The sequence below is a fragment of the Leifsonia sp. Ger2509 genome, from assembly GCF_055231915.1.
Genome location: NZ_JBUYVB010000003.1, coordinates 1,993,587 through 2,012,647, shown reverse-complemented (window position 1 = coordinate 2,012,647; position 19,061 = coordinate 1,993,587). Strand labels below are relative to the sequence as shown.

Here is a 19,061-nt window from a genome sequence, read left to right as displayed (position 1 = left end):
GTGCACATGGGTGACGTGTACGAGCACCTCGGGTTATCGACGGTCGTCAACGCAGCGGCAACGTTCACGGTTCTCGGCGGAGCTCTCATGCCGCCGGAAGTGCTCGAGGCAATGCATGACGCCGCCGCACACAACGTCGACATGCACGAGCTTCACCTCGCCGCAGGGGCGAAGATCGCCGAGCTCACCAGGAATGAAGCCGCCTACGTGACCAGTGGGTGCGCAGCCGGGATCGTGCTGGCGACACTTGCCGCTCGAAACGGCGGTGACCCGCAGATCATCAGCGAATGGCCCGGTCATCACCAGGCGCGCCACGAGGTGGTCATGCATGCTGCGCACCGCATCCCGTATGACTCTGCTGTGATGCTGGCCGGTGGAACTATCCGCCAGATCGGAGATATGTTCCAGACCTTCCCCTGGCAGCTCGAAGGCGCGATCAACGACAGGACAGCCGCGGTACTGTACGTGGCCGGTACCCATCTCCCGCAGAGCGCATTGCCGGTCGAGGTCGTCTGCGAGATCGCGCACCGGCACGGTGTTCCCGTTATCGTCGACGCTGCGGCCCAGCTGCCTCCGGCCGAAAACCTCTGGCGGTTCACCCGGGAGTACGGGGCCGACGTTGCTGTCTTCTCGGGCGGGAAAGGTTTGCGCGGCCCACAATCCTCCGGACTGATGGTTGGGTCGAGCGCGTTTATCGAGGCCGCGCGCCAGAATGGCGCGCCGTACCAGAGATGGGCGCGTGCGCTGAAAGTCGGGAAGGAGGAGATCGTCGGTCTCACAGCCGCGGTCGAACGATTCGTCAAGCTGGATCATGCCGCGATGCGACAGCAATCACAGGCTGACTGTGAGGCGTGGGTCGCAGCGCTCGCGGGGCTCGACGGTGTAAAAGCGAACATCGAGGCGACCAACGAGGCCGGTCAGAGCCTGCCCCGTGTACATGTCACCGTGACACACCCAGCCGACGTGACTCGGATGGTTACCTTCTTCGACGCGGCCAAGCCTCGGCTGGCGGTCTACCCGGACGCACCTCTCGGGGTGGTGCAGGGGTTCTGGGTAACACCGGAACTCGTCGGACGGCAACACGTCGAGTACGTGGTCGATACGATTCGGCGCGCGCACGCTGCGAGCATCGGGTGACTGGCGCAGATGCGCTGGACGCAACGAAGACCGCACCCGGCCGGCGCCGGCCTGGCACCGCCCAGCGCGACGAGACCATCATCCGCGGAGCCTTGATTCTCGACGGAAGCGGACGACCGGGTCGAGTTGGTGATGTTCATCTTCGGGGGGGCCGCATCGCCCGGGTAGGTGGGCGTGTCGAGGTCCCTGGAGCCAGAGTTGTGGAGGCGGTCGGGCTGGCGCTGGCCCCTGGCTTCGTCGACATGCATTCCCATTCCGATCTTGCTGTCCTGACCGACCCTCTGCATCTCGCGAAGGTTGCCCAGGGAGTCACGACCGAAGTCGTCGGCCAGGACGGGCTCTCGTACTCGCCGGCGACCGAAGCGTCGGTTGCCGTGCTTCGGGACCAACTCGCGGGCTGGAACGGCATCCCCGACTCCTTAGAGTTCGGCTGGCCTTCCATCGCTGACTACCTGGACGAAGTCGACCGGCAGGGCGTCGCAGTCAACGTGGCCGCACTCATTCCTCAAGCCACAGTGCGTATGAACGTCCTTGGGTCCGAGAACCGTACCGCAACCCCGTCGGAGCTCACAGCGATGCGGGCCCAGGTCGATCGGGGAATGCGCGACGGCGCGTTCGGATTGTCATCCGGCCTCACCTATGTGCCCGGCACGTTCACCACTGGCCAGGAGCTGATCGAACTTTGCAAGGTGGTGGCGGCGTACGGCGGGTACTACGCTCCGCACCACCGCTCCTACGGCGCCGGCGCGTTGGGTGCGTACAGCGAGATGATCGACGTCGCCCGCCAGTCCGGATGCCCCCTGCATCTGACGCACGCCACCATGAACTTCACCATCAACCGTGGCCGGGCTCGTGAACTCCTCGCACTGATCGATGAAGCCCTCGCCGATGGCGTCGACATCACTCTCGACACCTATCCCTATCTGGCCGGGAGCACGACACTCGCTGCGCTCCTTCCCAGCTGGGCGGCGAGCGGTGGGCCGGACGAAACACTTGCGCGACTGCGGGACCCGGAACAGCGCGCTCGCATAGCGGAGGCACTCGACCTCACTGGTAGCGATGGTTGCCACGGAGTCACTGTTGAGTGGCAGACGATCCAGGTGGCCGGGGTCCGAGACCCGAGGCTTGCGGACCGGGTTGGTCGAACCATCGCCGAGATTGCCGCAGCCGAAGGACGGCAACCGAGTGAAACCGCCATGACGCTGATGGTCGCCGATGGACTCGGCACGAGTATCCTCCAGCACGTCGGTGACGAGGGAAATGTCCGAGCCATCATGCGCCACTCCCGGCACACCGGCGGGAGCGACGGCCTGCTCATCGGCGGCCAGCCGCACCCACGTGGGTGGGGAACCTTCCCTCGCTACTTGGCCCACTACGTTCGAGACGAAGGCGTGCTCACGCTCGAAGACGCAATCGTGCACCTCGCGACACGGCCGGCGGCGCGCCTCGGGCTCAGAGATCGCGGACGAATCAGAAGCGGGCTCGTCGCTGACCTCGTACTCTTTGACCCCGAGACGGTCCTCGATCGCGCCACCTACGATAACCCCCGGGTGTCACCGGCCGGGATCCCGTGGGTTTTTGTTGCGGGCGACCCGGTGATCGCGGACGGGGTCCGAACGGCGTCACGTCCAGGGGTAGCCCTTCGACGGGAGGCTCAGCTCGGTAAGGTAGCGCGCGACACGCGGGCTACGGGTCAGTGACTGCGCTACGTCGCCGGACGGCTGCCGGCGAAGCGATTCTCATAGCAAGCTGCGGTATCGGCGGCGACACCGGTTTGCAGCGCTGGGAATCCGTCGCTGGAGTCTGGGAGCTCGGTGCCCGTGCGACGGCTGACCAACTCTCGTCGTTGGTTGTGCACCCCTCGCTTCCGCTCGCCTATGGAGTGTCGGCGATCGGCGAAACGAGTAGCCGCATATATTGCTGGCGCATCGACGGCAACGAGATCGTCGTGCACGGAGAACAGGACGGGTTCGGAGTCGATCCCTGCAACGTGATCGTCGACCCCACTGGGCGGTTGCTCGTTGTGACGAACTTCGCGTCCGGCGATCTCACTGTTCAGAGGCTCTCGGCCGAAGGCACATTCGACGGGCCACCTTATGCCCTTGCTCTCACGGGGAGCAGCGTCGACAAGGAACGACAGAGCCAGGCGCATCCGCATCAAGCCGCTTTCGTCGGGGGTGTGCTCGTCGTCGTCGACCTTGGTGCCGACGTCCTCCGCGAATTCGAGGCCAACCCCTTTGCCGGCGGACCGAATGCTCTTCGGGAGACGCGGCAGACGCCGGTTCCACCCGGTTCCGGACCGCGGCACCTCGCCGTGCTGCCGGATGGTCGCGTCGCACTGAGCGGTGAATTGGCCTCCACCCTTCTCGTCGGACGCCTGGGCGACGGGGTGACCGCGTGGGTTAGCATCCCAAGCACGCAACGCACGGGCCCGGCCAAAACGCGGCATCCGAGGAACTACCCGGGCGACATCCAAGCCTCGCCGGACGGTCGTTTCGTCTATCTGGCGAACCGCGGGTACGACACGATCGCCGTGTTCGCGGTCGACGGCCCAGTCCCCTACCTCGTCTCAGAGCAGGACGCGACGGTTGCGTGGCCGCAACACATGCTTGTGCGTGGCGACAAACTCATCGTCGCCGGCTGGGACAGCTCGAGAGTCGTCGTGCTCCCGTTGGAAGCAGGCGTTCCGGGCACAGCGAGTCCGATTCTCGACTGTTCGAACCCGGTGTGGTTGCTTCGGGCCGACGCAGCTAACTGAGTTCCACAACGTCGTCACGGAACTCGCGCGGATAAGGCTTCGACATGATGGCATCCTTCCAGGCCGCCCTCCGGGCAAGGCAGCTTAGGTGTCACCTATCCGTGCAGCAGACCCTGGCGCTTCGAAATCGTTGATTTTCCGGGGATTCCCAAAGTCATGGCGGCGCTGCCGAGGGCCCGGACAGAGGTCGAATCCCACGCCCTCCGCTTTGTGATGGGTCGGGACATATGTCTCAGATGAGTCTCCGCGTCTTCCGCAACAGCAACGGCCGATATTGGCACCTCAGCGGGCCTCTTCTGGCAACCCCCCGGTTAGACCCGGTTTTCAGAACTATGGTGTTGAAATGGCCCATCTCCCCGGGAACGCGACCACCCGGCACAGCAACGTTTCGTTGCTCTCGGTCGCGACCACGCTGGCTAATCGGATCACCACGTCCCAGGAGATCGAGCGGCACCTGCTGCCGGTGCTCGAGCGACTGAAATTACCAACCGGGCTGCTCGAGAGGGTCGCCGGGGTTCGCGAGCGCCGCAACTGGGAAGAGGGCGCGACGTTCGACTCAGCCGCCGTCGACGCCGGGCGTCGTGCGCTAGCCGAGGCCGGCGTGCGGCCGGACCAGGTTGGCCTTCTCATCAATACCTCGATCACGCGCCCGCATCTCGAGCCCTCGGTCGCCGTGCGCATCCATCACGGGCTCGGTCTGCCATCGTCGGCGATCAACTTCGACATCACGAACGCCTGCCTCGGGTTCGTGAACGGGATGACACTGGCGGCCGGCATGGTCGACTCGGGGCAGATCGATTACGCGGTGGTGGTCGACGGTGAGGATGCCGATCAGGTGCAGGTCAACACGATCGAGCGCCTGAAGCGCGCAGGCATCGGTCGCGCCGAGTTCATGAGCGAGTTCGCGAGCCTTACGCTCGGGTCGGGAGCTGCGGCCGCCGTGATCGGACGCAGCGATCTGCACCCGGAGGGCCACCGGATGCTCGGCGGCGTCACCCGCGCGGCCACGCAATTCAATGCTCTGTGCGTCGGCAGCGTCGACGGCATGTTCACGGACGCGAAAGCGCTCTTGAAAGGCGGTATGGATCTCGTGACCGCAGCCTGGCGAGAAGCCCGCAAGAACTGGAACTGGACCCAGATGGACCGGTACATTCTGCATCAGGTCTCCAACGTGCACACGGACGCGATCGTGAAAGCTGTGAAGCTGGATCGCTCGCGCATCCCGCTCACGTACCCGACGCTCGGCAACATCGGGCCGGCCTCCATTCCGATCACTCTGGCGCAGGAGGCCGCTTCACTGCGACGCGGCGACCGGTTGCTGCTCATGGGAGTGGGCTCCGGGCTCAACACCTCGATGCTCGAGATCGTCTGGTAGGGCGGACATGGGAGCATCCTTTCCGCCGACAGGCCTGCCCGGGCTCGACGGGGACTTCTCGCGTATCGTCACTGCCGCTGGCGCCGAATGGCATCTGCTCGACACGGGACCCGAGCTCGACGCCGCGGGTATCACCCCTGTCGGCACCCTCCTGTGCGTGCACGGCAACCCCACGTGGTCGTACCTGTGGCGCCGCCTGGTCGCCGAGGCAGCGGCTGCCGCGCGGGCCGACCCCGGCCGTGCCGCCTGGCGGGTGATCGCCGTCGACCAGCTCGAGATGGGCTTCTCCGAGCGCACTGGCCGCCTCCGCCGTCTTGCCGACCGGGTCGCCGACCTCGGTGCCCTCACCGACACGCTCGGCCTGACAGGGCCGGTCGTCACTGCGGGCCATGACTGGGGTGGGCCCGTGAGTCTCGGATGGGCCGTCGACCATCCGGAACTCCTCTCCGGAGTCGTGCTGCTGAACACAGCGGTGCATCAGCCGCACGGTCGGGCGATTCCCGCCCCCCTGCGCGCAGCCCTTGCGCCGGGCATGCTCGACGTCGCGACAGCGGCAACGCCGGCGTTCCTCGAGACGACACTGTCGCTTGCGCGACCCCGGCTCGATCGTGACGTCCGCGACGCATTCCGTTCGCCCTACCTGTCAGCTGCGCGGCGGCGGGGCGTCCGCGACTTCGTCGCCGACATCCCTGTCGACCGGTCGCATCCGAGCTTCCCCGAGCTCGACCGCATTGCTGCGGGTGTCGCCGCTCTCGACGTTCCTGCGCTCATCGTCTGGGGGCCGCGGGATCCGGTATTCGGCGAGGTGTACCTGCGCGATCTGCTCGGACGGATGCCGCACGCCGACGTCCATCGCTTCGAGGGGGCCGGGCACCTCGTCGCCGAGGAGGTCGAGTACGCGCCGATCGTGCTCGACTGGGTGAACGAGAAGGTTGTAGGACCCAGCGCAGACACGCCGAACGACCCTGTGGAGTGGTCGAGTGATCCGTTGTGGGCGGCCATCGAGCGCAACGCCGGCAGCGACGCACCGGCGCTGATCGACATGGGCGCCGGACCGTCCGGGACGGCGCGCGTCATCCCGTGGTCGCTACTAGCCAGTCGAGTCGACGAACTGGCGCATGGCTTCCTCGCCGCGGGCGTGCGGCCGGGCGACCGTGTGAGCCTGCTCGTCCCGCCGTCGGCTGACCTCACGGCCGTGCTCTACGCGGCGGTGCGCATCGGCGCGGTCGTCGTCGTCGCAGACGCCGGTCTCGGACTACGCGGCCTCGGCCGGGCGATCCGCGGCGCTCACCCCGCCGTCATCGTGGGTGCGCTCCCGGGGCTCGCTGCGGCCCGCGCGCTCGGTTGGCCCGGTCGTCGTATCTCCGTGGCCACCTTGTCACCCGCTTTGGCGCGCTCCCTGCGGGTCGAGCACTCACTGGGCGACCTGCTGCGCCTGGGCAGGGCGAGGATCGCCGCATCCGATCACGCGCCGCTGGCGACACCGGCGCCATCGGATCTTGCAGCCGTGCTGTTCACCTCGGGTTCGACCGGTCCCGCGAAGGGCGTGCGCTACACGCATGCGCAGCTCAGTGCTCTGCGTGACGCCCTCGCCGACCACTACGATCTCGGCGCAGGGACGGGAATCGTCGCCGGATTCGCGCCGTTCGCTCTGCTCGGGCCGGCGCTCGGCGCCCGGTCGGTGATTCCGATCGGCGACGTCACCTCTCCCCGCACCCTGACCGCGAGTGCCGTCGCCGACGCTGCGGGTGCCGCCGAGGCGACCGTGCTGTTCCTCTCGCCGGCCGCTCTCACCAACGTCGTGGCGACGGCCGATGCCCTCGACGCGACGCAGCGCGACGCTCTGGCGGGAATCCGCACCGTCCTCTCGGCCGGGGCGCCGGTCTCAGCGCGACTGCTCGAGCGCGTCCTCGAGCTCATGCCGGGCGCCGCCGCCCATACGCCCTACGGGATGACCGAAGGGCTTCTGATGACCGACATCACGCTCGAGGGCATCCGCGCCGCGGCGGACGATGCCGCGACCCAGAGCAAGGCCGATGCCGGCGGTGTGTGCGTCGGCATGCCCGTCGCGGGCGTCACGGTCCGCATCGACCCGCTCGATGCGGACGGCCGGCCCTCCGGGGAGCTCGCCGGCGAGCCCGGGGTCACCGGCGAGGTCGTCGTCGAGGCGCTGCACCTGCGCGACGGCTACGACCGGCTCTGGGCGGTCGATCGCATCGCGAAGACGCACAGCGTGCCGGACGGCCGGCGGCACAGCACCGGCGATGTCGGCCACCTCGACTCGCGGGGTCGCTTGTGGATCGAGGGACGGCTCCAGCACGTTGTGGTCACCGCCGACGGAATTGTGACCCCCGTCGGTATCGAGCAGCAGATCGAGGCCGTCAGCGGCGTGCATCGATCCGCCCTCGTCGGCGTCGGTCCCCGTGGCACCCAGGCGCTCGTGGCCGTGGTCGAACTCGATGGCCCGGCGCGCTCGGGACTCGCCGACGCACCGCTCGCGGCTGCTGTGCGCGCGGCATCCTCCCGACCGCTTGCGGCCGTGCTGACCGTGAAGGCGCTGCCGACTGACATCCGTCACAACTCCAAGATCGACCGCACCTCGCTCGCGACCTGGGCCGACGCCGTGCTGCGCGGAGAACGGGCCAGTGGACCGTGAAGGTACTGGTGACGGGAGCGAGCGGCTTCCTCGGGAGTGCCGTCGCGTCGGCCCTCGCCGCCCGAGGCGACGACGTGCGCACGCTCCAGCGCCGGCCGTCGGGTGTCGTGGGCGTCGACGACGTCCGCGGAGACGTCACCGATGCCGCCTCCGTGCGTGCGGCGGTCGAGGGCGTCGACGCCGTCGTCCACCTCGCGGCGAAGGTCTCGCTGGTCGGCGCCGCGGCCGACTTCGATCGCGTGAACGTCGGCGGCACGCGCACGGTGCTCCGAGAAGCGCGGGCGGCGGGCGTGCGCCGTTTCGTACACGTCTCCTCGCCGTCCGTTGCGCACGCGGGCGCATCGCTCGTGGGCGATCCCACCCTCCCCGCCGACCCTGATCAGGCGCGCGGGGATTACGCGCGGACGAAAGCCGCTGGGGAACGTCTCGCACTCGCCGCCGACGGACCGGACTTCGCCGTCGTCGTCGTCAGACCGCACCTCGTGTGGGGGCCGGGCGACGTGCAACTCGTCGGCCGTATCGTCGAACGCGCCAGACGACGGCGCCTTCCTCTCATCGGGAGCGGGTCCGCGCTGATCGACACGACCTACGTCGACAACGCGGTCTCGGCCCTCGTCGCCGCACTCGACCGTGCCGACGCGGTCCACGGTCGTTCCTATGTGGTGACGAACGGCGAGCCGCGCCCGGTGGCCGAGCTCCTCGCCGGCATCTGCGCCGCGTGCGGTGCTCCGGCTCCGTCCTGGCGAGTGCCGGCGTCGCTCGCTCGGACGGCCGGCGGTGTCGTGGAAGCCGCGTGGCGCATTCGGCCGGGCCGCGACGAGCCGCCGATGACGCGGTTTCTCGCCGAGCAGCTTTCGACCGCACACTGGTTCGACCAGCGCCGCATCCGCGCCGACCTCGAATGGTCGCCGACGGTCACCATCGACGAGGGGTTGGCGCTGCTCGCCGCATGGTCGGCCGAATCGGAGCGGGCGACGACCTAGTCGGTCGACGGGCGCTGCCGCACGAGTTCGAGGCGAGGACCCAGCAACACATCGCGCACCGCTGTCGAAATGCCCCTTCCGCGTTCGTGGCACTGGTGAGAGAAAGGAACTCACCATGAAACTCACGATCAGCCTGCAGGTCACCCTGGACGGCGTGGCACAGGCGAACGGCGGGAACAACGAGGAGATGGACCCCGGATTCACCCGCGGGGGCTGGGCGCTCGCGTTCGACGACAAGGATGCTGCCCAGTACATCCTCGATACCTGGCGTCGTCCGGATGCGTTCCTGCTCGGCCGCAGGACGTTCTCCCTCTTCGAGACGTTCTGGGGAGCCCGGAGCGACGACGGAGGGTTCGGTGAGGCGATCAGCTCCAAGCCGAAGTACCTGGTGTCGAACACGCTGACCGATCCGGCCTGGGAGCACACCACCGTGATCTCGGGTGACATCGCAGCCCAGATCCGCGGACTCAAGGCGCAGCCGGGCGGCGAGCTCCTGCTTGTCGGCAGTGCTGCGCTCGCCCGCTGGCTGCTGGAGAACGAGCTGGTGGACGAGCTGAACCTCGTCCAGTTCCCCGTGATCGTCGGGGAAGGCAAGCGGTTCTTCCCGCAGGACGGCCTGGACTTCGGACTCGAGTTGCAGGATTCGACGGTGTTCGGCACGGGCATCGTTGCACTCACCTACCGCGTGGGCGGCCGCCCCGTGTACGCCTGAGCGAGAGGATGGTTGACATGCAGTACTTGGTCAACGTGATCGACAGTCGAAGCGAGTCCGGCACCGCCGAGGAGATGGTCGCGATCGACGCGTTCAACGAGAAGCTGGTGGCCGGCGGCAACTGGGTGTTCGCGGCCGGCTTGGCCGACCCGACCGCATCGACCGTCGTCGATGGCCGCGGCGACGAGCCGGTGTTCACCGACGGCCCGTTCGTAGAGGCGAAGGAGTGGGCGGCAGGATTCTGGATCATCGAGGCCCCCGACCTCGACGTCGCGTTGGAGCTGATGGCTGAGGGCTCCAGAGCCTGCAATCGCCGCCTCGAGATTCGTCCGGTTCTTCCGCCGCCCGAGTGAGCGACGTCGGCGACGCGCTGGCCCGTGCCCACCGCGAGGAGTGGGCGCGGGTCGTCGCGACGCTCGCCAAGCGCTTCGGCAACCTCGACACGGCAGAGGACGCTGCCGCGGAAGCCTTCGCAACCGCAGCGGAGCGGTGGCCGGCGGACGGCATCCCGCCTGCACCCGGCGCCTGGCTGACGACGACGGCGACGCGGAAGGCAATCGACAGGATCAGGCGCGAGAGCACGCGCGATGCCAGACACAGGGAGGCGATGCTCGTGTACGACACCGAGACGGAGCCGCTCGGCGTCATCGACGACGATCGCCTGCGCCTGATCTTCATCTGCTGCCACCCCGCGCTTGCGATGGAGGCGCGGATCGCCCTGACGCTTCGCATGGTCGGCGGCCTGACGGTGCCGGAGATCGCGAACGCTTTCTTCGTGCAGGATACGACGATGGGTGCTCGCATCACCCGCGCGAAGTCGAAGATCACGGCGAGCGGCATCCCGTACCGCATGCCTGCCCCCGAAGACCTGCCCGCGCGGGTGTCGGGGGTGCTGGCCGTGCTCTTCCTGATCTTCAACGAGGGCTACCTCGCGTCGGGACCCGGTACTCCTCCGGTGCGCGAGGAGCTCACGACGGAGGCGATCCGCCTCACCCGGCTGCTGCGCGAGCTGCTGCCGGCGAACGGCGAGGTCACCGGGATGCTGGGGCTGATGCTGCTGACCGAGGCGCGTCGTGGGGCGCGCGTCTCGCCGTCGGGTGAGCTGGTCCCGCTGTTCGAGCAGGACAGGGCCTTGTGGGATACCGCGCTCATCTCCGAGGGGCACGTCCTGGTTCGCGAGCGACTGGATTCCGGTCTCGCGCCGGGGCGGTATCAGCTGATGGCCGCGATCAACGCAGTGCACACCGACGGGCCTGCGACCGACTGGACGCAGGTGGTGGCGCTCTACGATCAGCTTGTGCGGCTCGACCCGTCGCCGATCGTCCGGCTCAGCCGGGCGATAGCCGTCGGCGAGTCCGACGGCCCCGACGTGGGACTCGCACTGGTCGACCAGCTCGCGCCAGAGCTCGACGGGTACCACCCGTTCCATGCCGCGCGGGCGCGGCTGCTGGTGCGCCTTGGCCGGGATGCGGAGGCGCGGGATGCCTACGGTGCCGCGATCGCGCTCGCCGCGAACTCCGCCGAAGTCGCTTACCTGAAGCGGCGACTGTCGGAGCTCCGCTCCTAGGACCTATATGCACCTGGAGCCGAGCTGATCACCCGAAACCGCTATGGCGCCGAACCCCCCAGTACACGCACACCTGTCGTCGCCGGCCGACTCCGTTGACTATCTGCGCTGCGGCCTCGACCACCTCCGCGCGGAGGGCAACGGCGTGCCGCGCATGATGTCCGTCGGCCCGCACCCCTGGCTCTCCGGGCATGCTGCTCGGGCGGCGCGGTGCGGGAGTGGCTCAATGGAAGGCGGCGGCGCCGTTGACCGCGACGACGGTCCCGGACGCGAAGCCGCCTGCATCCGACGCGAGATACAGCGTCGTCGCGGCGACGTCGGCCGGCGTGCCGGCGCGACGGAGCGGGGTAGCGGCGATGCTTGCGAGCTGGTCTGCTTCGGGGGTGAAGCGCTCGTGGAACGGTGTGTCGAGGATGAGGCCCGGCGCGATGGCCGAGACGGCGATTCCGCGCGGCCCGAGCTCTTTTGCGAGGGCGCGGGTGAGGCCCTCGACACCCGCCTTGGCCGCGGCGTACGCACCGGCTCCGGGGCCGCCGCCGTTGTGCGCCGCCAGAGAGGAGATGTTGACGATGCGGCCGCCCTCGACCATCAGCGGTGCGGCCGCGCGAACGACGTAGAAGACACTCGAGAGGTTGAGCTCGAGGACGTGATGCCAGTGCTCGTCGTCCATCCCGTCCAGCGCGCGGCGGCCGACGAGGCCGCCGGCATTGTTGACCACAACGTCGATGCGGCCCCCGAGAGCCTCGGCGATCCGCGGAACGGTCGCCGACACGGCGGCGCTGTCGGTGACATCCATCCGCTCGGCGATCACCCGGTCGGCCAGATGCTCGGGCACCGGGGTCGTATTGGTCGTGATCGCCACGCGGTGACCTGCGCGAAGAAAAGCCTCGGCGATACCGAGGCCGATGCCTGTCGCGCCGCCCGTGATCAGGACGGTTCGGTCGGTGGAGGGTTCGGTCAAGGAGATCTCCATCTCGGTCGGAACAGTGAGTGTGTTGTCATCGGTGTCAGCCGGCTGTCGGTCGCATCACGACCTCGCTGACGGTGGCGCGCGCGGGCAGCCGGATGATCGCGAGGCAGACATCTGCGACGTCTTCTGGCTGCAGAGCGTTCGCCAGCTCGCCGGGTGACGGAGCTTTCGGGCGGTGCCGCACGAAGGCGGTGTCGATGAGACCCGGCGAGATCGTCGTTACGCGTACGCCGTCGCCCCCGGCTTCGAGCGCTGTGGCGCGGGCGAGCGCGGCGAGACCCGCTTTGCTCGCCTGGTAGGCCGCGCCGGAGGAGTCGGCGGCAATGGCCGCGACAGAAGAGATGTGGATGATCAGTCCGCCGCCGTTGGCCCTGAAACCCGGCAGCACCGCCTGGGTGAGGTGGAACGCGGAGGTGAGATTGCCGTCGAGGACCGAGCGCCAGCCGGATTCGTCGAGCTCATCGAGGCGACGGGCTCTGAGGTTGACGCCGACGGCGTTGACGACGACATCTATTCCCCCAACGTCCTCCCGCAGGGCCGCAACGGCAGCGTCGAGCTCGTCGGCGTGGGTCGCGTCTGCGACGGCGAGGTGCGCCGTTCCGCCGGCGTCGATCACCTCGGTTCGCACGGCGTTGAGGCGACTTGCGTCGCGCCCGAGGAGCAGCACGGCCGCGCCCTCGGCCGAAGCACGGAGGGCGACAGCACGGCCGACACCCCCGGCGGCGCCGGCGATGAGCACTCGAACGCCGGATGCGGTCACTGGGACCTCCTCGAGCTCGAAGCACGCACCACAAGGGTGGGCGGAAAGACGAGGGAGCGTTTTCGCAGCTCGCCGGCATCGGTTCCGCCGTTCGCCAGCCCGACCACCGCCTCGGCCATCTCACGCAGCGGCTGCTGCACCGTCGTCAGCGCCGGCGAGACGAGGCTTCCGATCGGGATGTCGTCGAAGCCGACCACAGCGACCTCCGCGATGTCGCGACCGGCATCACGGATCGCGGCGGACGCGCCGAGCGCGAGCATGTCATTGACGGCGACCAGGGCGGTCGGTGGTTCGTCCAGCGCAAGAAGCGCGCGCACGGCCTCGCGCGCGAGGGGGCTGCTGTCGGCATCCCCGAAGTCTGGGGAGAGGGGCACGAGGGCGTCGTCCAGCCGTATGCCGTGCTCAGCGAGCGCCCGCTGATATCCGGCGAAACGCCGACGCCGGCTGACCGTCAGGATCGCACCGGATACGAAGGCGATGCGTCGGTGACCACGCTCGATGAGGTGCTGGGTGGCCATCCACGCGCCGGCCTCATTGTCGATGCTGACGTTCAGGAGGTCCGGAGGGTCTGTCTCCTGGTGCTCGCGGTCGAATGCGATGATCTGGACGCCGGCGTCCATCGCGGGGCGCAGGTGCTCGAGCGAGGGCAGGGACGTGGAGAGCACGATGTGCTCGACGCCGTCTGACCAGAGCTGCTCGACGTAGGCGCGCTCCCGCTCGGGATCGCGATCGCTGTTGCAGAGGTAGATCTGCTGGCCTCGCGAATGGAACGCCTCCTCGAGGTGGGCGGCCCACAATCCCCAGAACGGGTTGGCCACAGAGGGGACGATGAGCCCGAACGTGGGGTTCGGGGCGCCGCGCAACTGCTGCGCGACCCGGCTCGGCCGGTAGGAGAGCGACTCCATGGCCTCGAGCACACGACGCCGGGTCTCCGGCTGCATGAGATGCTCGCGGGCGTTGAGCAGGTTCGAGACGGTGGAGGGTGAGACGCCAGCGGCCCGGGCCACATCTTTGATCGTGGCGATCGCTCTCACCTGCCTTCTGGTTGACCTGTTGAGGATTCACTGTATCGTTGCACGAGTCACTGTATCGTTGCACAAAACCTCCCGATGCCCCAAATAAGGAGTTCGCTATGCCGCACGATGACCCGACGACGACCTGGAGTGTCTTCACCAAACCGTGGCGGGAGCAGCCGATCGACGCTCTCGGCGAGTTGGTGGCGGGCATGGGCTTCGACGCTGTGGAACTGCCGGTACGGCCCGGCTACCAGGTGACACCGGACGAGGTGTCGACGGCCCTGCCGGCGGCCGTGCGCGAGCTCGGGCGGGCAGGCGTCACGGTCGCGAGCATCGCCTCCGGCACCGACGAGGCGACGTTCGCTGCCTGTGCGGAAGCTGGCGTCCCGTTCATCCGGATCATGGTGCCGATCGGGCCCCGTGGATACGCAGCGACCGGCTCCGAGATCATCCAGACCATCGCCGGACTCGCAGGACGCGCCGAGCGCTACGGCGTCCGAATCGCGATCCAACCGCACTATGACGACTACATCGCCGATTCCTCGGAGCTGTTCGCCCTGCTCCGGCAGTTCGACCCCCAGGTCGTCGCGGCGGTCTGGGACTCTGCGCACGACGCCCTCGCGCGCAAGCGGCCGGCGCACGGCCTCGAACTGCTGTGGCCGTGGCTCGGCATCGTGAATCTGAAGAGCGCGTACTTCGAGCGCGTCGACGATCCCGCATCCGCACAGGGCGACCCGGTCTGGGAGCCGGTCTTCACCGACGGACGCAGCGGCATGGCGGAATGGGGCCGCGCGATCGGGTACCTCACGGAGCACGCGTTCGCCGGCCCGATCTGCCTGACGGCGGAGTACACAGACGAGAGCGACCTCGTGGCCAAGGTGACCGCCGATCTCGAATATGCGCGGAGCCTTCGTGCCGCGGCTCGCGGCACCGTCGGGGTGGCACGATGAGCGTCGCCGAGTCGAGACGGGTGCGAGTCGCCGTCATCGGAGCCGGGCAGATGGCGAATCTCGTGCACTACCCGTCGCTGGCCTCGCTGTCCGACGTCGAGATTGTCGGCATCTGCGACCTCTCGACCGAGCGCCTGGAGGCCTCCGGCGAGCGGTGGGGAATCGCCGCTCGCTTCGGCGACTGGACGACGATGCTCGACGTGACGCGGCCCGACGCCGTCTACGTCATCGGGCCGCCGGAGCTCATGTACGGCATCTGGTGCGCCTGCCTCAAACGTGGGCTCGACCTGTTCGTCGAGAAGCCGCTCGGGCTCACGGTTCATCAGGCGCGTACGCTCGCCCGGCTCGCGGACGAGAACGGCTGCATCACGCAGGTCGGCTTCCAGCGGCGCTCATCCCCTCTGCTCGATCGGATGCTCGAGCGGGTCCGCGAGCACGGCGACGTCGTGCACGCGGTATGCCGGTTCTACAAGAACGATCCCACCCCGATGGAGTCGGCGCGCGACCGGATGATGGACGACGGCGTGCATGTGATCGACACGCTGCGGCATCTGTGCGGCGGCGAGGTCGTCGCGGTCTCGGATGTGAGGCGCCGCGTGCTCGTCGACGACCTCAACTTCATCGCGGCGACGCTCGAGTTCGACACGGGCGCGGTCGGCATCCTCATCATGAGCTGGACGAGCGGCCGGAGGACATTCGGCGTGGAGATCCACGCGCCGGGGATCATGGCGGAAGGCGACCTGGAGGTCGGCGGCACCGTGTGGGACGCGGATGGGGCAACACCTCTCGATGCCGCCGAGGTCGCAGGATCGGCTGAGCTGTATCTGCTCGGCGGCTTCCTTGCCAAGAGCGCGGAGTTCATCGAGGCGGTGCGTTCCCGTCGCCAGCCGTCGTCCCACTTCGGGGATGCCCTGAAGACCATGACCGTGGCGGAGACCATCCTCGCTCACGATCTGCTGGACGGAGAACAGTGAACAAAACGTTTCGCCTTTTGGAAAAAAACAGTTGACTCAGCAGGGTCGAATTTCGTAGCATCAGTGCGGTCGTAACGTTTCGCTTAATCACTCAAGGAGGAGTATATGAAGGCACGGTTGAAAACTCTGAAGGGGCGGAGTCGCGTCGGTGTCTCCGTTGCGGTCGCGGGAGTGCTCGCCCTCGGGCTCGCCGCATGCTCGGGAGGTGGCGGTGCGTCGGGCCTCGACGGCAAGACCCTCAAGATGTACACGTGGATCGGCGGCAAGGCCGACAAGCAGCAGTGGAGTGACTACATCGCCGGAGGCAAGCACGCCGACCCGACGATGGCGGTGAGCTTTTCCGGCCCGCCGATCGGCGACTACTACACCAAGCTCCCCACCGTCATGAGGAGCAGTAGCGCGCCCTGCCTGGTCACGTTCCAGAACGGCCGGGTTGGCCAGTACGTGCAGGGGCTGGAGCCGCTCGACGACCTGGCGAAGAAGGACAACCTCGACCTGTCGGCCTACAGCTCCGCCATGCTCGAGCAGCTCAGCGTGAACGGCAAGCTCTACTCCATCCCGTTCAACGCCGGGCCCACCGTGGTCCTCTACAACAAGAAGATGTTCAAGGACGCCGGCGTGGCCGAACCCAGCAACAGCTGGACGACCGACGACTTCATCGCGGCTGCGAAGGCGACCACGAGGAACGGCGTGTACGGCTTCGCGATCCCCCAGGGGTCGAACCCCATCAGTACCCTGATGGCGGCCGATGGACACCCCTGGGCGGACAAGAACGGTCCGAAGTTAACCGACCCGAACTTCCGCGACGCGCTGCAGCTGCTCGTCGACCTGGCGAACAAGTACAAGGTCGCGAAGCCGCTCGAGGCTGCCGCGGGTGGCACTTTCCCCGACATCGACGCGTTCAACACCGGGCAGTCGGCCATGGAGATGCAGGGGCTGTGGGATCTGCAGCACGCGCAGCAGAGCCTCGGCAAGGACAATGTCGGCATCGCCGTCATTCCGAGCAAGAGCGGTACCTCGAAGGGGTTCATCGGCGGATCCGGCTTCGGCATCACGAAGTCCTGCGGTGACAAGCAGAAGGCATTCAAGGCCATCGAGGCGATGACGAGCAAGAGCGGACTCGAGTTCGTGACCAAGTCGCAGGCTTCAGTCCCGGCCCGGCTCGACGCTCTGGACGCTTGGTCCACCAATGTCGGATCGCCGGAGTTCACTGCTGTCATCAAGCAGATGACGGGTGACGCGACGCCCTCGCCCGTGCCGTCGAACCAGGCTCAGATCGACACGCTGCTGACGCAGTACGAGGTGGATGCGTTCTCCGGTAAGAGCACGGTGGAGCAGGTGCTGCAGCAGGTGAAGGCCGGCCTCGCGCAATGACCTTCGTGCGTCTGGACCAAGCGGAGGAAGAGGTCTCCGACGGGTCCGCCGCCCTACCGGAACCCCCGAGGGGTCGGCTTCGTCGCCGGCTCCTCGGGGGCCCCCGCTGGGTGGGGTGGGCCTTCGTCCTCCCCGGGCTCATCGGGCTGGCGGTATTCATCGTCATCCCCCAGCTCGCCTCGCTGATCTTGGGGTTCTCCGACTCGACCCTGCTGGGAGGCACCCAGTTCACCGGCACGGAGAACTACGCCCGGTTGCTGCGCGACCCGCAGTTCCTCAACAGCGTCATGGTGACGGCGATCTTCGTGCTCGTTTATGTCCCGGCGAACATCGCGATCTCGATGGCGATGGCGCTGTGGCTGAAGACGCGCATCGCGGGCCGGAACTGGCTTCGGGTGATCTTCCTGATCCCGGCCCTGTCTCCGATGGTGGCGAACGCCGCGGTCTTCCGTTTGCTGTTCCAGAAGGACGGCGCCGTGAACCAGGCGCTGGCGGGGATCGGACTGGGCCCGATCCCCTGGCTCAGCGACGGGAACTGGGCGCTGGCGGTCGTGATCGGCGTCTCGCTCTGGCAGTCGTTCGGGTACAACATGATCGTGCTCGGCGCTGGTATCGACTCGATCAGCCCAGACGTCATCGCGGCGTCGCGGATCGACGGGGCGGGCCGATTCCGCCGCTTCTTCTCGATCACGCTTCCGCTGGTCAGCCCTGCCCTGTTCTTTACGACGGTGCTGACCGTGATCGGCGCCTGGCAGACCTTCGCACAGGCCTACGTGATCACCGGCGGCGGCCCCGGCAACAGCACGATGACGATCATGCTGTACCTCTACCAGACCGCTTTCACGAACAATCAGCTCGGATATGCGTCGGCCATCGCCACCGTCCTGTTCGTGATCATCGCGATCTTCACGCTGTTCCAACTCTGGGGGCAGAGGAAGTGGGTCCACTATGACTGAGCACCAGCTACCGGCCTCGGGCTCTCGCTGGCGTCGCCGGGGACGGACCCTCGGGTTCGCCGCCAACACCACGGCGGCGTGGCTGTTCGCGCTCGTGTTCTCGTTCCCGTTGATCTGGACCTTCTTCACCGCGCTGAAGCCGGCGAACGAGGTGTTCGCAGCGCAGATCACCTTCATCGGCTCGAAGGTGCTCTGGTCCAACTTCGTGGACGCGTGGACGGAAGTCGACTTCGGGCGACTGCTCGTGAACAGCCTGGTCGTGGCCGCAATCTCGACTGTGCTGACCCTGATCGTCGCGACCCTCACGGCGTTCGCGTTCGCACGGCTGCGCTTCCCGGGCCGAAGCGCCGTCTTCCTGCTGTTCGTCATCACGCTGACCCTGCCGAGCGAGGTCGCCGTCGTGCCCCTCTTCCTCGGCTTCGACCAGGCGGGCCTCGCGGACACCTGGGTAGCACTCATCCTGCCGGGACTCTTCGGTGCCTTCGGAGCGTTCCTGCTCCGGCAGTTCATGCTCCAGATCCCCGCCGAGCTGGAGGAGGCGGCGCGCCTCGACGGTGCCTCGACCTGGCGCATCCTGGTCAGCGTCATCGTCCCGCTGGTGCGGCCGGCACTGTCGGTGCTGGCGATCTTCGCCTTCCTGGGGAGCTGGAACAGCTTCCTGTGGCCGCTGATCATCCTCAACAGTTCCGAGAAGTGGACGATCCCCATCGGGATCGCTGGCTTCACGACCCAGACCGGCACGCAATGGCAACTGTTGATGGCGGCGTGCGTGATGACGATCGCTCCGGTGGTGGTCGTGGTCGCTTTCGCCCAGAGACAACTGGTGGCCGCGATCGGCGCGGGCGCCTTCGGCGGCCGTTGAGCCCCGACCGA

Annotated in this window: 17 protein-coding genes; 14 read left to right on the top strand and 3 right to left on the bottom strand. The window is 67.7% G+C overall.

The features are described 5' to 3' along the window. Positions 1–15 precede the first annotated feature (15 nt). The 9 genes from ACV7NN_RS09890 to ACV7NN_RS09850 all read left to right on the top strand — a co-directional run bounded on the left by ACV7NN_RS09890 (position 16) and on the right by ACV7NN_RS09850 (position 11,188). Positions 16–1,137, top strand: coding sequence for an aminotransferase class V-fold PLP-dependent enzyme (locus tag ACV7NN_RS09890; protein WP_463349404.1), 1,122 nt, complete (start codon positions 16–18; stop codon positions 1,135–1,137). Continuing rightward, positions 1,134–2,837 carry an N-acyl-D-amino-acid deacylase family protein gene (locus ACV7NN_RS09885; RefSeq protein ID WP_463349403.1) on the top strand — a complete coding sequence of 568 codons (1,704 nt, stop codon included), beginning with the start codon at positions 1,134–1,136 and terminating at the stop codon, positions 2,835–2,837. Before ACV7NN_RS09890 ends, ACV7NN_RS09885 begins: the two co-directional genes overlap by 4 nt. After that, positions 2,834–3,895, top strand: coding sequence for a lactonase family protein (locus ACV7NN_RS09880; RefSeq protein ID WP_463349402.1), 1,062 nt, complete (start codon positions 2,834–2,836; stop codon positions 3,893–3,895). The genes ACV7NN_RS09885 and ACV7NN_RS09880 overlap by 4 nt, the downstream gene beginning before the upstream one ends. A 343-nt stretch (positions 3,896–4,238) precedes the next feature. Beyond that, positions 4,239–5,270: a 3-oxoacyl-ACP synthase III gene (locus ACV7NN_RS09875; RefSeq protein ID WP_463349401.1), complete on the top strand. Its 1,032-nt coding sequence runs from the start codon at positions 4,239–4,241 to the stop codon at positions 5,268–5,270. Positions 5,271–5,277: 7 nt separating this feature from the next. Continuing rightward, entirely contained in the window at positions 5,278–7,926 is a 2,649-nt protein-coding gene (locus ACV7NN_RS09870) for an alpha/beta fold hydrolase (protein WP_463349400.1), read from the top strand. Beyond that, positions 7,923–8,909: an NAD-dependent epimerase/dehydratase family protein gene (locus ACV7NN_RS09865; RefSeq protein ID WP_463349399.1), complete on the top strand. Its 987-nt coding sequence runs from the start codon at positions 7,923–7,925 to the stop codon at positions 8,907–8,909. The genes ACV7NN_RS09870 and ACV7NN_RS09865 overlap by 4 nt, the downstream gene beginning before the upstream one ends. Before the next feature lie 115 nt (positions 8,910–9,024). Further along, entirely contained in the window at positions 9,025–9,621 is a 597-nt protein-coding gene (locus tag ACV7NN_RS09860) for a dihydrofolate reductase family protein (RefSeq protein ID WP_463349398.1), read from the top strand. A 17-nt stretch (positions 9,622–9,638) separates the two neighbouring features. Next, entirely contained in the window at positions 9,639–9,974 is a 336-nt protein-coding gene (locus ACV7NN_RS09855) for a YciI family protein (protein WP_463349397.1), read from the top strand. Next, entirely contained in the window at positions 9,971–11,188 is a 1,218-nt protein-coding gene (locus tag ACV7NN_RS09850; RefSeq protein WP_463349396.1) for an RNA polymerase sigma factor, read from the top strand. The genes ACV7NN_RS09855 and ACV7NN_RS09850 overlap by 4 nt, the downstream gene beginning before the upstream one ends. 223 nt (positions 11,189–11,411) lie before the next feature. Here the strand turns inward: ACV7NN_RS09850 and ACV7NN_RS09845 are convergent, their stop codons facing one another. The 3 genes from ACV7NN_RS09845 to ACV7NN_RS09835 are packed head-to-tail and all read right to left on the bottom strand — an operon-like array spanning position 11,412 to position 13,952. Beyond that, complete coding sequence (locus ACV7NN_RS09845) at positions 11,412–12,149, bottom strand: SDR family NAD(P)-dependent oxidoreductase (protein ID WP_463349395.1); 738 nt, start codon at positions 12,147–12,149, stop codon at positions 11,412–11,414. 46 nt (positions 12,150–12,195) lie between these two features. Further along, positions 12,196–12,918: an SDR family oxidoreductase gene (locus tag ACV7NN_RS09840; RefSeq protein WP_463349394.1), complete on the bottom strand. Its 723-nt coding sequence runs from the start codon at positions 12,916–12,918 to the stop codon at positions 12,196–12,198. Continuing rightward, positions 12,915–13,952, bottom strand: a complete 1,038-nt coding sequence (locus ACV7NN_RS09835) for a LacI family DNA-binding transcriptional regulator (RefSeq protein WP_463349393.1) — start codon at positions 13,950–13,952, stop codon at positions 12,915–12,917. The genes ACV7NN_RS09840 and ACV7NN_RS09835 overlap by 4 nt, the downstream gene beginning before the upstream one ends. Positions 13,953–14,050: 98 nt before the next feature. Between ACV7NN_RS09835 and ACV7NN_RS09830 the strand changes: the two genes are divergently transcribed. From ACV7NN_RS09830 to ACV7NN_RS09810, 5 genes are all read left to right on the top strand, one after another. Then, a complete protein-coding gene (locus ACV7NN_RS09830; RefSeq protein ID WP_463349392.1) occupies positions 14,051–14,884 on the top strand; it encodes a sugar phosphate isomerase/epimerase family protein in 834 nt (277 codons plus the stop codon). After that, positions 14,881–15,858 (top strand): Gfo/Idh/MocA family protein, encoded by a 978-nt coding sequence (locus ACV7NN_RS09825; RefSeq protein ID WP_463349391.1) that lies wholly within the window; start codon positions 14,881–14,883, stop codon positions 15,856–15,858. Before ACV7NN_RS09830 ends, ACV7NN_RS09825 begins: the two co-directional genes overlap by 4 nt. A 105-nt stretch (positions 15,859–15,963) precedes the next feature. Continuing rightward, positions 15,964–17,232, top strand: coding sequence for an extracellular solute-binding protein (locus ACV7NN_RS09820; protein ID WP_463349390.1), 1,269 nt, complete (start codon positions 15,964–15,966; stop codon positions 17,230–17,232). Next, a complete protein-coding gene (locus tag ACV7NN_RS09815) occupies positions 17,229–18,188 on the top strand; it encodes a carbohydrate ABC transporter permease (RefSeq protein WP_463349389.1) in 960 nt (319 codons plus the stop codon). Before ACV7NN_RS09820 ends, ACV7NN_RS09815 begins: the two co-directional genes overlap by 4 nt. Then, positions 18,181–19,050, top strand: coding sequence for a carbohydrate ABC transporter permease (locus tag ACV7NN_RS09810; protein WP_463349388.1), 870 nt, complete (start codon positions 18,181–18,183; stop codon positions 19,048–19,050). The genes ACV7NN_RS09815 and ACV7NN_RS09810 overlap by 8 nt, the downstream gene beginning before the upstream one ends. Positions 19,051–19,061 lie beyond the last annotated feature (11 nt).